The following is a 13,085-nucleotide window of genomic DNA, read 5'->3' on the forward strand; positions in this document are numbered from 1 at the left end:
TAAAGTTAGGCTGCAATTTGTAGCTTACGTAGCTTGTCACATAATGCAATCCAATCGCGGGCTTGGGTTTTACCTTCTGTACGTCTGCCAAATAGGGTCATAACGGTATTGCCGTCACAATCAAAAAACTCGATTGAGTGAACCGTCGTTTCGCCATTATCTGTTGGTTTTTTAACAACGAAGGCACGAGAAAATTGCTTATCCTGTACATGCAAATTAAACCCATCATCCAGTACATTATACCAATCACCGACTTGTTTAAGGTTAGTTAACGTCCCAGAGTATATTTGCACCGCACTGCTGTTATTAACAAAAATCATCAGCTCACTGTGTTGATCACGTACGGTTTCTAGCACTTCACTTAAACTATTAGCCGGGATCTCTTGTGCCCACTGCTTTCCGGCAATTTCTAAACCTTGAGTACGGCTAACACCAAACTCTGTTAACAATGCAGGAAAGTGATGTACGTCTTGAAGGTTTTGCCAACCTTGTCTAAACCCTTGAATATCTATTTCGGCTAATGGGCGATACTCATTAACAGCAATATCAGCCTCTGTGATGCTTAGCTGAGTGCTTTGATCTGTTGCTTTATGCGCCATTACTAACTGCTCAAATGCAGCCATATTTGTTTGCTGTGTTGTAAACACTTTATGTACAGCGATACCGTGCTTATCAAAAAATTGAACACTGCTGTGCTTTGCATTGTTGTTCACTGCAAATGCACTGTGCCACTTAGACACAAATAACCGTAAATCTATACCACCGGGGTTAATAGCGATGGCTGTTTTAATGTTATTGCGCTCAGAGCAGTAAATTTTCTCGTAACAGCCTGAAATTTCACTAACGACTTGTGCGTTACGTGTTAGTGCCATAACGTGTTGTAACTTTTTAAAACCCTTTAAAATCCCTTCAATATGGGTGATCTCAAGCTTTATAACGCCTTCGCCTACTTGTGCAGCAATTAGCTCTGCTTCAGTAATTTTTAACTGCGCCGCTGCGTCAATAGCTCTAATATTAGGGTGTTGTATTTGCAGTTGGCGGTAATCATTTAGAATATTCATTGTGCGCTCCTAATACCAATTTCATTAAAAACATGGCCATACTAGTGAGCTAAATAGCTCACTAGTTCAATGCAATTGGTTTAACTTAAAATTTAAAGCTCAGTTGTGTTTTAATGTTACGGCCAACGCCATAGTCCCCTATCGCACCACCAGTGCCTGCCATCACCTGGTATTCTTCGTCAAATAAATTGTCGACAGCCAAACGTGCACTCCAACTATCATTAATATCCCAGTTTGCATTTAAACCAACCAAAGTGTAGCCATCATGCTCAACTTGCTTGGATGCCTGAGCCGCACGGTCGTATGCAAGTACGGTACGCGCTGAAATATTTTGAATGCTAATCCCTGTACGTACTGTTGAATCAAAAAACACTAAGCCGGCATCGACTGTTAACGTATCAGCGGGTAAATACCAAAGCGGTTTATCATCTTGATCATCACCCGATATTTCGCTATACGAAAAGTTTACATACCCGGCGCGATGAGCATAATTGACTTCGAGTTCAAAACCATCGCGGTCATTTTCACCACGGTTGCTATAGCGTGGTGCCGGCATAGGGTTTGTAGTGGTGCTGGTATTTGACTGAATCTCGTCATCTACTTGAGTATTGAAGTAAATTGCTCGCGCTGTCAGTGAATCAATATCAGAGAACACATCGCTGACTTGATAACTGATACCCATTTCGCTATTACGGCTATTTTCTACTTCCAAGGCTAAGTTTATATTTCGGCCACCGTATTGATCGTATATTTCATCCAGTAAAGGTGCTCTAAAGCCCTCTTGATAACTGGCAAATACAGCAAATTCGGAGGTAAACTGATAGTTAACCGTCAATGCTGGTACAACTTGTGAGTGCTTAACTTTTAAATCTTGACCTACAAAGCCCGCTGCAAATTTACTTGTTGGCGTACTTTGGTATTCTTCATAGCGAATACCCCCCGTAATTGTAAGCGCTTGCCATGTAAACTCGTCTTGAATATATACACCTAACCGCTTTTGCGTGCCGCCTGGCTGTGATGAAATCTCATTCCTTACGGCGTCTTTACCATACTCTAAGCATTCGTAAGTTTGCCTATTAAGATTTGTGCATGGGTAGCCTAACTTTTCACCAATACGCTCTTTATCTGAGTACTGCACACCATAAGTAAGCGCATGCATACCTAGTACACTTGTGTTCATTATATCTAGTGTGTTGATGTTGTATTCGTAGTTAGTGGCAAGGCCAATGTAGTCTTTAAGCATTCCTTTACCGCCACTTTCTGTTACGTGGCTTTGGGTGTTGCCTACGCGTACAGATAAATCAAGGTAGGTATTATTTTCAGGGTTGAGTTCGTAACTGAGATTCGTGACAGATTGCTCAACCTCGCGGTAAACCGTGCCCCATGCACCGGGATCGGTGGTATTAAATTCGGTGCGTTGTGCATCTTCGCTCTCGGTATATGATAGAGCAATTAGCGCGTCTTCATTTATATAGTATTCGCCTTTAATAAGTAGTGACTCTGCCTTTATAGCTGAATTATCAAGCGTTTTTCCGTTTGATAATTCAAAGTCATCACTGCTGCGTTTTATAAATGCCGCTAGTAAATCTAACGATTCAATTGGCCGTGCATAGGTATACACACTGCCGTTAGCTTCGTTATTGTTGCTATTATGCCCCAGCTTTACTTTAGCGCCGTAAGTTTGATCAGGTGCTAAAAAGTCACTGGCGTCTTTAAGCTCCATGTCAACAACACCGCCTAATGCCCCACCGCCATGCAATACGGTACTTGGACCACGTTTAATACTGATTGTGCGATATAAATCTGCATCACTAAAAAAACTACCCATGCGGTATTTTTCAAATGTTTGAATAGCTCCATCAACACTTACCAGCACATCTTCGGCGTCATTAAAGCCACGTACACTAAACTTTTGACCACCGCTGCGCGGTCCACCGGTTGCCGTTACATTAGGCACCGAGATTAGGCTATCAAACACTGTTGTTGCTAGTACTTTTTCGATGTTTTCGCTGGTGATCACATTAACTGCTTGCGCAGAATTGAGTGCTGTTTTTTCGGTTCGCGTTGCGGTTACTGTTACGGCATCTAATGCAGTAGTTAGTTGCGATTGGTCGGCTGTAGTTGTTTCAGCCATAAGAGGCAGTGATACACTGGCAAGGCATAAAGCCAGTTTTGAAAGGCGCATGTGTCGCTCCATAAAATAAGTGAACTAAGTTAAAGTCATAAAATGACGTAATGCTTGGCTAAGCCCCTTACTCACCAAACTGTGTACTAATTCAACCTAAACAGGTACTCGGTTTTTAAATACCTAAAGCCAAGTTGAGGTTAATTAAAGTAGATGCACTATAACAAAAACACACACAAATGATAATTGTTTTTATTCGCCTTTAATGAGTATATTCGCAACATTACGATCTTCACTCGATAACGCAGCTAACAACTTAACAAGTTCGCCACTAGGAACGTGTTGATCTATTGCTAGATACAAAGGCCGTTTTTTAGTTTGTAAACGCAATGCCTGCATTACGGTATTGAGCGAGCTGTAGGGTTCTTTGGCAAGTCCGTACGTTATTTTTTGCTCGCTAAAACGTACACTTAAAACCAAAGCATCGGGTTGTTCTATCGGGGCGTGTGTATTTTTACCCGCATCGGGTAAGTTAACATCCATCATGTCTAATTTGACAGCGGCCGTTAATAACAAAAATACCAACAAAATAAATAGCACATCTATTAATGCTGTCAGATCAGGCATTAAGGTGTGGTGGCTCGATTTTTTTGGTAACTCAAGCATTGGCGGCTTCATCAAAACAAAGCTGGTAATTTAAATGATTAATTATGCGCGTCATATCTGTTTGTAATCGTTCTAATAACGCGTTAAATATCCCACTTAATAATAAACAGGGAATCGCGATAATAAGCCCTGCCATAGTTGAATACATAGCCTCCCATAAACCATCGGCAAGTAATGCGGGGGTCACTGCTTGTTGGGTTTGCGCTATTTTTCTAAACATTAGTACTAATCCCCATACCGTGCCTAATAAACCCATTAACGGACTTAACGAACCAAGGAGAGCGAGTATATTTAACCTTTTTCGCCAATTAGCAAAGCTGTCCTGTAGATACAATTGACACCACTGATGGCGTTGATCTGGTTGTAATTTTTTCTGTAATTGCTGACTAAAATCACTGTCGAGTTGATTCATTTTTTGTAAATGTGACCATCCATATATAAAAGCCGTTACACGGTCTAACACAATCGCTAAAGCCAGTATTGATACTCCAAATAAAGGCCACGCCATAATTCCTACAGCTGAAAATACATCTTGCATTGTTAGTTCTCTTTTATAAAAGCGCTATGAGCGCAGGGAAAATTCGATTGGCACACTAAAGCGTGCTTTTATACCGTGGCTGTCGCGCATTACAGGGTGAAACTGCCACTTTGATACATTACCAATTGCGGCTTTATCAAGCTCAGCAAAACCGCTACTTTTTAAAATCTTAACATTCGTTATTAAGCCTTTTTCGCTGAGCTCAATTTGCAATATTGCTACGCCCTGATACCCGCGACGCTTCGCTCTTCGTGGGTAATTTAAAGCGGGTCTGGGTGCTTTAAATAATGGCAACGTATTTACGTCAATAACTTGGTTTTTTAATGAATGCTGCTTTGCAATAACAGGTGCACTTGAAGACGGCGCGGCCATCGTTGGCTTTTTTTGTTGTATAGCAAGTTTAACTTTAGTGGGTGGCTCAACTTTCTTAGGGCTTACAGGTTTATCTGGGACTGGATTAAGTTGCTTTATGGTTGGCTCAGATAAGGCTGACTTTGTCGTTATGATTTGTTCTTGTGGTTTTGCTGCCAACTGTATTTTTTTACCGCTAAATTGGGTATTTGCCGCCTCAGTGCTCTTAACTACAGGTTGCACTTGGATCTGCGTTTCTACTGTTGGCTGCTGCATTTTTGAATTTACAATATTTATCGCAATGCGCTGCGCAGGTTGCGCTGTGCTCAATTTCAGCATTAAAGGCGTCGCAGGTTGATAAAACAACCACGTTAAATGACTACTAATAGATAAAATAAGGAAAATAATAAACTTCATAACTTTCAAATATAAATGCTAACTGTTAGTATTTGCATTAAATAATATCAATATTGGACTTTTTATGAAACCCCTCCTCACGTATTTAATTTTTATGGTATTCGCTACGGCCTTGCCTCTAAGTGCGGCCACACAACCGGATAGTCCGCACAGAGTTGTTGTCTCCGGTGGTTCTATCACCGAGATCATTTATGCTCTTCAAGAGCAACAACGTATTATTGGTGTAGATAGCACCAGCGTATTCCCAGCTTCTGCCACTCAAAAACCACAAATAGGCTATGTACGCAGAATTAGCGCTGAAGGTATTTTGTCGTTAAATCCAGATTTAGTGCTTGGCGAGTCCGATACAGGGCCTAAAAAAGTCGTTGAACAGTTAAAAAAGACAGGGGTTAATTTAGTTATTCTCAATGAGCACGATAACTTTTTAGGAATTGAAAAAAAAATAAAAAACATTGCTCAGTTACTCAATGTTCCAGCCAAAGGTGACGTATTAGTTCAATCACTACAAGCAGACCGTAATGCACTAGCGCATATTTTAAAGCAAGCTAAAACAAAACCTAATGTGCTATTTGTACTTAGCGTACGCAGTGGCCAACCTATCGTTGCGGGTGCTGGCACATCTGCGAATGAGTTAATCACGGCTGCTGGCGGTGTTAATGCTGCAGCGAGTGCGATCACCAACTGGAAACCGCTTTCTACTGAAGCTGCATTGGCTATTAATCCTGACATCATCATTACAATGGGCCGCCATGGCGATGATCCACTGCCTAAAATAGAGAAACTCGCTCATTTTAAATACACTAACGCAGTAAAAAATGGTCAAGTACACAGTTTTGATGGCAGCTATTTATTGGGAATGGGACCGCGTACGCCACAAGCTGTGGTTGAATTAGCACATACTTTTCATCCAAAAACACGCTTGCCTAGTGGCTATAACTACCAATTTTTACAAACAGCACAAAGCACCACTGATAAAGCAACAAACAAAACAAGTGACTTATAACGATGTTAGCTCTTGGTAGTACGCTCATTACCCAGCAACAGCAACGCCGTTTTGCTATTCCTGCTTTGTTTATAGCCTGTGTGCTGGTGTTTTTTATTGCACTAAGTAAAGGCGGTGTCGCCATTAGTATTAGCGAGATCATTGGCATAATTAACCACACTGCTGATGATCAGCTAAAAAATGCGATTATCTGGCAAATTCGCTTGCCTCGTTTAGTTCTTGCAATGGTTGTGGGTGCAGGTTTGGCTGCCTGTGGCGCAGCAATGCAGGCAATATTTAGAAATCCATTGGCTGACCCAGGTTTAATTGGCGTCTCTAGTGGTGCTGCCCTTGGCGCAGTCGCTACCATCGTATTAGGTACAAGCTTATTTGCAAATTTTAGTGATAGCTTTGGTATTTATGCCGTTCCTGTTGGTGCATTTTTAGGGTGCATTGGTGTATGCGTATTTATTTATCGGCTGAGTGCGCATAGTGGCCAATTTACGATTATTAGTTTGTTATTAGCAGGCATTGCTGTAAACGCGATTGTGGGTTCACTCATTGGCGTTTTAACATTAATAAGTAATGATCAGCAACTGCGTGATTTAACTTTTTGGAGTATGGGTTCCCTCGCCGGAAATCACTTTGCAATGATGACACCCACACTGTGTATTATTATAGCCAGTTGTATTGGTTTACTGCGTTTATCAAAGCCGCTTAATTTATACTTATTAGGTGAAGCACAAGCAAAGCATCTAGGTATTAATGTCACTAAACTTAAAAAGCAGGTGTTTATTTATACAGCACTATGCACCGGTGCAGCTGTTGCAATTACTGGAATTATTGGTTTTGTCGGTTTTATTGTGCCACATATTGTGCGTTTAGTTTTAGGGCCCGATCATCGCTATCTCATGCCAGCTAGCATTTTAGGCGGAGCCTTAATGCTAGGACTAGCTGACTTATTTGCACGCACGGTGGTGCTACCTGCCGAAGTGCCCATAGGCCTTATTACAAGTGCTATTGGCGGACCATTCTTTTTAATTATGTTATTAAAAACCTATCAGCAGCGAGGATAAATTATGCTTTCAGGCAGTAAATTAATGGCCAAAGTAGGTCAAAAAGTCCTCCTTAACAATGTTGATTTTACGGTAAAACCCCATGAAGTTGTGGTAATAATTGGGCCTAACGGAGCTGGTAAGTCATCGTTATTAAAAGCCTTGTGTGGTGATATTAGTTTATCCGGTGGGGTTGTTAGTATTAATCAACGCACATTGAACGAGTACACTATCGCTGAGCTGGCCAAACTTCGCGCAGTGTTAACACAAAGCTATGAATTAGATTTCCCATTTACGGTTAATGAAGTAGTTGATATGGCTCACTTTGCGCATCAAGAGCAATACAGTGCATTAGCGCTAAAGCAGTTTTCTCATGATGCAATGCTGGCTTTAGGGATAGATCATTTAGCACAACAATGCTTTACCCGTTTATCTGGGGGGGAAAAACAACGCACTCAACTTGCCCGTGTCTTGTGCCAATTACAGCCTAGCCTAGCGAATAAGCAAAATGCTTATTTACTGATTGACGAACCAACATCAAGCCTCGATTTATACCATCAATATGAAGTGATGGCTCAAGCACGCTTAATTGCAAAGCAAGGTGCTGGAGTTGTTGCCGTGGTGCATGATCTATCGTTAGCAGCGAGTTTTGCTGATCGTATTTATATGTTAAATAAGGGGGAGGTTGTTGCGCACGGCACCCCAGAAGAAGTACTTATTAATACTCGGTTAAATGAGGTATATAACATTGATGCTCGGCTGCAAGCTAATTTAGAAAATGTACTACCCCATATAGTTGTCGCTAAAACAGCGATCTATAGTTAACCTTTACAAAATATGGATCGCATTAATAGTACGCTAATGCGATTCACTCTGAGTGAGTAAGCTGTGAGTCTACAATACAGCGGTTACGACCACTTTTTTTAGCTTTGTATAAGGCTTGATCGGCTTGTTTAAGTACCTCTTCAACGTTCAGTTGGTTCTGTGGCCAACCTGAAATACCTATCGAAATATTTATGCAACCAACAGGCTCAATGATTGTTTCTGATACACGCATACGTAGTCGTTCAGCCAATAGGTATGCGGATTCTCCTGTTGTACTAGGCAGTATAATGATGAACTCCTCCCCGCCTGTACGCGCTACAAAATCACTTTCACGGGTTACGTCCAGCACAACTTTTGCTAGTGATTGCAATACTATGTCGCCAATATCATGGCCGAATTCATCGTTAACCCGTTTAAAGAAATCAATATCGACGGCAAGTACAGTAAACGAAGTGCGATTAAAAATAAGCTGATCAAGCATTCGCTCTAAACTACGGCGATTGTGTAAACCTGTTAACGGATCTGTTTGCGCCTCATGGCGCAATACACCGATTTGATTTTGTAATAAGCCAACTCCCTTTAACATTGCTAAACGCAGTTCTGAGCTTTCATAATACCATGAACGAACCAGCTTTAAGTCTTGTGATGCAGCGGGGTTATCTAGTTTTTTTGCAGTTTCTGCAAGGCGCCTTAATGGTTGAGATATTAATTGTGCAAACACCCAAATTAAAATGAAAGTTGCAAAGCCCACTGGAATTGTACGATAGAGCACGTTCAACATGAGTCCATCAAGCGGGACCAATGTTGAGCTAATAGAGCGTTGTGTCACTATTCCCCACGGGGCTGATTTTAACAACGCATAACCGGCTAAAATAGCAGTGCCTTGACTGTTTATAATTTCCTGGGTACCACTTTCGCCTTTAAGCACGGCTTCTATGACTGAATTATTATAAACTTGCTCACCAATGCGCGAAACATCGGGGTGATAAAGCAACCGCCTATTTTTATCAACAACAAAAAGATAGGAGCCGTCTTTATGAAAATGCACTTGCAGTAGGTCATGTAAAATACTGCTTTTCTTTAAATATAAAGTACCGCAGACATAGCCTATATAATTACTGTTGCGATCGAATAGTGGATGAGAAATAGAAATAATTAAATTACCTGCAGCCGACATATAAGGCTCACTTATCATCGCCTTTTTATTTGATAAAGCCTGTTTTGCCCCATAACTTTGCAATGTTTCCCCTTCGAGCTGTAAACTCATCGGCGATAAACCTAAAACTAACCCCTGATTATCCACAATTACAATTGAATTAAAGCTATCTGTTTGTAAACGAAGACGATCAGCTTCTTGTGCTAAAATATTGCGGTCATTAAAGTGACTTTCTATTATTTTTGCAGAATAAGCTAGTTGCTGCTGGGCTGATAGCAAGAAACGGTCCGTAACAGACACTAATTTGGCAGCATAAGCATTATGATTTATTAACGTTTGAGATTGTAATTGTTGTTTTTGAACTTGATAACTGGAGTAAAAACTATTTAAAAACGTGATAATCGTAACTGAAATAGCTAAAAATAATATTAATTTTTTTAAATCTAGATTGATGTTGATTAGGCTTCGCAAAATAATATGTCTCTTTATATTAGCCTTACAACTCCCTGGCCATTATTTACGCGGTGAATACTAACAAGTTGTGTGTCTTTATTCTAGGAGCAAAAACTCTAAATATGATTTAGTACAAATTTAGAGTTTATCTGCGCCTTTAGTTATTCGTACTACACGCTAATTTAGATTGCGCAATGCACTGTTGTTGCGCTTACTCTACACTTTCACCACCCATGCAATAATCTATACGGGTTGTTCTTTTTTCAACCCCTGCATTTTGGCCATCAGCGATTTTCCACTCACTATTTATTAAAAGTTTTTTAGCTTCTTTTGGTAAGACTCTAGTAGGAATCGCAGATACTAGGGCGTGTTTGAAATTTATACTGCGTTATTGATTTTAACAAGGGAACAACCATTATTTGCAATCAATGCCTTGCCTGAATCGCTTTTAACTCCAACTGAAACTGCATCTTGAGGTGGCTTGGGTATATTACTACCGCCCTCATAAATTCCATACATACTACAGGTTGGAATATATTATTACGGAAAATTTAAAATTCGAGTCCTTTCAGCCCCCTCTAAGATTTAATCTACATGCTTTATTTAAAGAAAAATAGCGTTTAACGATACATTTTGAATTTATATTTAAAATATGAGTGTGCTAGAATCAGTTTGCCTTTTAATCTTTTTTAGCGTTATTATTAGGAATAAATTATTCAAAGCAACAATAAGCAATTTAGCTTAGGAGCCTTCTGTGTTAAATAAGTTTGCCATATCATCAATTATCTTTGGACTAGGGTGTTTATTACCAATGAAATCGACCTTTGCAGCGACCACATTAACTCTTGAGCAACAGCTTGGCCAAAAGCTAATGCTTGATTTTCGTTATTATTGTGAACAAGACAGCGAACATTCTATTAAGAAAAAGTGCCGTACCCCTGTCACTCACTTACCTGCAGACTTAGCTAAAGTAATCACCAAACATAATATTGGTGGAGTTATTTTGTTTGCTGAAAATATTGAGAATATCTCACAAATCGTTAAATTAAATAACGCCATGCAACAAGCGGCTGCAAAGTCTAGCTTAGGTGCCCCATTATTTATTTCTATTGACCAAGAAGGCGGACGTGTTGCCCGCATTCCTCGAGATATTGCCACCTCATTTACCGGTAATATGTCAATTGGTGCAAGCTATGCAGTTCACGGAACTAAGTTTGCAACACAATCTGCGCAAGTGATCGCAGATGAGCTAAAAGCGGTGGGGGTTAATGTTAATTACGCACCAACAGTTGATGTAAACATGAACCCTGATAACCCGGTGATCAATGTACGCTCATACGGTGAAGACCCTGCATTAGTGAGTATTTTAGGTGCTGCCCAAGTAGCAGGTTTTGAAGGTAATGGCGTTATTACTTCACTAAAACATTTTCCGGGGCATGGCGATACCAGTGTTGATAGCCACACAGGTTTACCAAAAGTAATGCATGATAAAGAAACGATTTGGCAGCAAGATTTACCGCCATTTCAACAAATTATTAAAGATCAGAACCCCGGTATGATCATGACAGCGCATATCCAGTACCCAGCGCTTGATAGCAGTACATTTGTTAGTAAAGATGGCAAAACCATGATCAAACCAGCCACTATGTCGCGTAAAATAATCACCAAATTATTACGTGATGAGTTAGGTTATCAAGGTGTTGTGATCACTGATGCGCTTGATATGGCAGGTATTAGCCACTTTTTTGAGCCTATAGAAGCCGTTGTAAACACCTTTGCAGCCGGTGTTGATATTGCTTTAATGCCGATTGAAATCCGTAGCCCAAAGGATTTAGTCGTACTTGATACGTTAATAACGCGATTAGTCAGCGAGGTTGAAAAAGGTAACTTAAATGCCAAAGAGATAGATATATCTGCTCAACGTATCATTAATTTAAAAAATAAATTTAAACTTACTACCGAGCTGAATGAATCACTCGCAACACAAAAAGCACACCATATTTTAGGTAATGCTAGTCATCGAAAGGTCGAAGCCGAGCTTGCGCTTGCGGCAATTACTGAAGTTAAAAATGATAAAAACACTTTACCGATTAAGCTTACGGCTAATAGCAAAGTACATATCATAATGCCCGATACGCGTAAGTGCATTGCACTTCAACAAGCAATTGCTGCGCAGACCCAACATATTGTTTCGTTCAGCTGTACCAGCTTGCAAGGGTATGAGCCAGCAACTACATTAAAAGCCATTACTGAAGCTGATATTATTATTGCTGGTAATGCGTTTCCAAATCAAAGCGCGGTAGAAATTGGCGGTATGGATGACCTTGCTGATAACCCAGCATTTGCAATTGCTAAGTCAGCGCAAAGCGCGGCGCTTGAGAGCCTTCTTAAGCAAGCGCAACAGGCTAATAAAAAGACCATTTTTATTAGCCTTAGAGCGCCTTATGATATTGCGAAGTTTGGCCAATTTAGTGATGCAATTTTAGCTACTTATGCGTATAACATAGATGTAGATAATAACATTAAAGTATCAGGCCCTGCTTTCACTGCGCTTGCAAAAGTGCTTGTAGGCAAAGCACCTGCGCAAGGTGTGCTACCTGTGACAATTAGTGAAAATAACCACTAAATTTACGCTTAAGAGGATACTATGCAACATAATGCTTCGCTCACTACGCCTTACGCTATCAGGAATATGATCCGTAATGAAGATTACACAGGCCACACATCAGGCTTTGTACCAGGCTTTGTACAAGCTAACTTAGTGATCTTGCCCAAGCAGTATGCTTTTGATTTTTTACAATTTTGCCAAGCAAACAAAAAAGCTTGCCCGATTGTTGCTAGTAGTAGCGCTCCTGGTGCTATCACGATCCCAAATGTTGCGCATGATTTAGATATTCGCACAGACTTACCACGTTATCGGATTTTTAAACAAGGCCAATTGATTGAAGAAGTCACTAATATAAAAGAGCACTGGCGCGATGATTTAGTAACTTTTTTAATTGGCTGCTCGTTCTCTTTTGAAGAGTCGCTGCAAGCAGCTGGTATTGAAATTCGTAATATTACAGAACACAAAAATGTGCCTATGTATATGACTAATATTCCCTGTGAAAGTGCAGGTATTTTTCAAGCAAATATGGTTGTGAGCATGCGACCAATGAAGCCTGCTGATGCCATACGCGCGATTCAAATTTGTAGTCGTTTTCCGGATGTGCATGGTGCTCCTGTGCATTTTGGCGATCCGACGACTATCGGTATAAAAGATATTAACCGCCCAAACTTTGGTGAATCGGTAACAATAAAAGACGGTGAAGTACCTGTATTTTGGGCCTGTGGTGTTACACCTCAAGTTGCAATTGCCAATGCCGCACCTGATTTTTGCATAACGCATAGTCCTGGTCATATGCTGATCACTGATATTCAAAACGCTCATATATCTGCATTTTAAACGGAAACAAA

Annotated in this window: 11 protein-coding genes; 5 read left to right on the top strand and 6 right to left on the bottom strand. The window is 40.4% G+C overall.

Features of this window, described 5'->3' with window-relative positions; all coding sequences use genetic code 11:
- Window positions 1-5: 5 nt before the first annotated feature.
- From ACJJVX_RS03360 to ACJJVX_RS03380, 5 genes are all read right to left on the bottom strand, one after another.
- Window positions 6-1,061: a hemin-degrading factor gene (locus tag ACJJVX_RS03360; RefSeq protein WP_405630128.1), complete on the bottom strand. Its 1,056-nt coding sequence runs from the start codon at window positions 1,059-1,061 to the stop codon at window positions 6-8.
- Between the two features lie 85 nt (window positions 1,062-1,146).
- A complete protein-coding gene (locus ACJJVX_RS03365) occupies window positions 1,147-3,246 on the bottom strand; it encodes a TonB-dependent receptor domain-containing protein (protein ID WP_405630131.1) in 2,100 nt (699 codons plus the stop codon).
- A gap of 192 nt (window positions 3,247-3,438) precedes the next feature.
- Entirely contained in the window at window positions 3,439-3,852 is a 414-nt protein-coding gene (locus ACJJVX_RS03370) for a biopolymer transporter ExbD (protein WP_405630133.1), read from the bottom strand.
- Complete coding sequence (locus ACJJVX_RS03375; protein WP_054203986.1) at window positions 3,845-4,390, bottom strand: MotA/TolQ/ExbB proton channel family protein; 546 nt, start codon at window positions 4,388-4,390, stop codon at window positions 3,845-3,847. Before ACJJVX_RS03375 ends, ACJJVX_RS03370 begins: the two co-directional genes overlap by 8 nt.
- 24 nt (window positions 4,391-4,414) lie before the next feature.
- Window positions 4,415-5,158 carry a TonB family protein gene (locus ACJJVX_RS03380; protein WP_405630136.1) on the bottom strand — a complete coding sequence of 248 codons (744 nt, stop codon included), beginning with the start codon at window positions 5,156-5,158 and terminating at the stop codon, window positions 4,415-4,417.
- A gap of 64 nt (window positions 5,159-5,222) precedes the next feature.
- Here ACJJVX_RS03380 and ACJJVX_RS03385 point away from each other — a divergent pair, with 64 nt between their 5' ends.
- From ACJJVX_RS03385 to ACJJVX_RS03395, 3 genes are read left to right on the top strand one after another with little or no spacing between them, the layout of a single operon-like run.
- Window positions 5,223-6,161, top strand: a complete 939-nt coding sequence (locus tag ACJJVX_RS03385) for a hemin ABC transporter substrate-binding protein (protein WP_405630138.1) — start codon at window positions 5,223-5,225, stop codon at window positions 6,159-6,161.
- Window positions 6,162-6,163: 2 nt separating this feature from the next.
- Window positions 6,164-7,216 carry a FecCD family ABC transporter permease gene (locus ACJJVX_RS03390; RefSeq protein WP_405630140.1) on the top strand — a complete coding sequence of 351 codons (1,053 nt, stop codon included), beginning with the start codon at window positions 6,164-6,166 and terminating at the stop codon, window positions 7,214-7,216.
- 3 nt (window positions 7,217-7,219) lie between these two features.
- Window positions 7,220-8,020 carry a heme ABC transporter ATP-binding protein gene (locus ACJJVX_RS03395; protein WP_405630141.1) on the top strand — a complete coding sequence of 267 codons (801 nt, stop codon included), beginning with the start codon at window positions 7,220-7,222 and terminating at the stop codon, window positions 8,018-8,020.
- Window positions 8,021-8,063: 43 nt separating this feature from the next.
- Here ACJJVX_RS03395 and ACJJVX_RS03400 read toward each other — a convergent pair whose 3' ends face one another.
- Entirely contained in the window at window positions 8,064-9,647 is a 1,584-nt protein-coding gene (locus tag ACJJVX_RS03400) for a sensor domain-containing diguanylate cyclase (RefSeq protein ID WP_099458972.1), read from the bottom strand.
- 793 nt (window positions 9,648-10,440) lie between these two features.
- Here ACJJVX_RS03400 and ACJJVX_RS03405 point away from each other — a divergent pair.
- Both ACJJVX_RS03405 and ACJJVX_RS03410 read left to right on the top strand, forming a co-directional pair.
- On the top strand, window positions 10,441-12,255 hold the full coding sequence (locus ACJJVX_RS03405) for a glycoside hydrolase family 3 N-terminal domain-containing protein (protein ID WP_405630316.1): 1,815 nt from the start codon (window positions 10,441-10,443) through the stop codon (window positions 12,253-12,255).
- Between the two features lie 21 nt (window positions 12,256-12,276).
- Window positions 12,277-13,074: a putative hydro-lyase gene (locus tag ACJJVX_RS03410; protein WP_054452495.1), complete on the top strand. Its 798-nt coding sequence runs from the start codon at window positions 12,277-12,279 to the stop codon at window positions 13,072-13,074.
- Window positions 13,075-13,085: the final 11 nt, after the last annotated feature.

The organism is Pseudoalteromonas sp. Ld20, assembly GCF_045064175.1.
GTDB classification, from domain to species: Bacteria; Pseudomonadota; Gammaproteobacteria; order Enterobacterales; family Alteromonadaceae; genus Pseudoalteromonas; species Pseudoalteromonas neustonica.

Bases quoted from the DNA above. Each gene is read 5' to 3' on its own strand.
- ACJJVX_RS03360 (WP_405630128.1), bottom strand. From the start codon at position 1,061: ATGAATATTCTAAATGATTACCGCCAACTGCAAATACAACACCCTAAT.
- ACJJVX_RS03365 (WP_405630131.1), bottom strand. From the start codon at position 3,246: ATGCGCCTTTCAAAACTGGCTTTATGCCTTGCCAGTGTATCACTGCCT.
- ACJJVX_RS03370 (WP_405630133.1), bottom strand. From the start codon at position 3,852: ATGCTTGAGTTACCAAAAAAATCGAGCCACCACACCTTAATGCCTGAT.
- ACJJVX_RS03375 (WP_054203986.1), bottom strand. From the start codon at position 4,390: ATGCAAGATGTATTTTCAGCTGTAGGAATTATGGCGTGGCCTTTATTT.
- ACJJVX_RS03380 (WP_405630136.1), bottom strand. From the start codon at position 5,158: ATGAAGTTTATTATTTTCCTTATTTTATCTATTAGTAGTCATTTAACG.
- ACJJVX_RS03385 (WP_405630138.1), top strand. From the start codon at position 5,223: ATGAAACCCCTCCTCACGTATTTAATTTTTATGGTATTCGCTACGGCC.
- ACJJVX_RS03390 (WP_405630140.1), top strand. From the start codon at position 6,164: ATGTTAGCTCTTGGTAGTACGCTCATTACCCAGCAACAGCAACGCCGT.
- ACJJVX_RS03395 (WP_405630141.1), top strand. From the start codon at position 7,220: ATGCTTTCAGGCAGTAAATTAATGGCCAAAGTAGGTCAAAAAGTCCTC.
- ACJJVX_RS03405 (WP_405630316.1), top strand. From the start codon at position 10,441: ATGAAATCGACCTTTGCAGCGACCACATTAACTCTTGAGCAACAGCTT.
- ACJJVX_RS03410 (WP_054452495.1), top strand. From the start codon at position 12,277: ATGCAACATAATGCTTCGCTCACTACGCCTTACGCTATCAGGAATATG.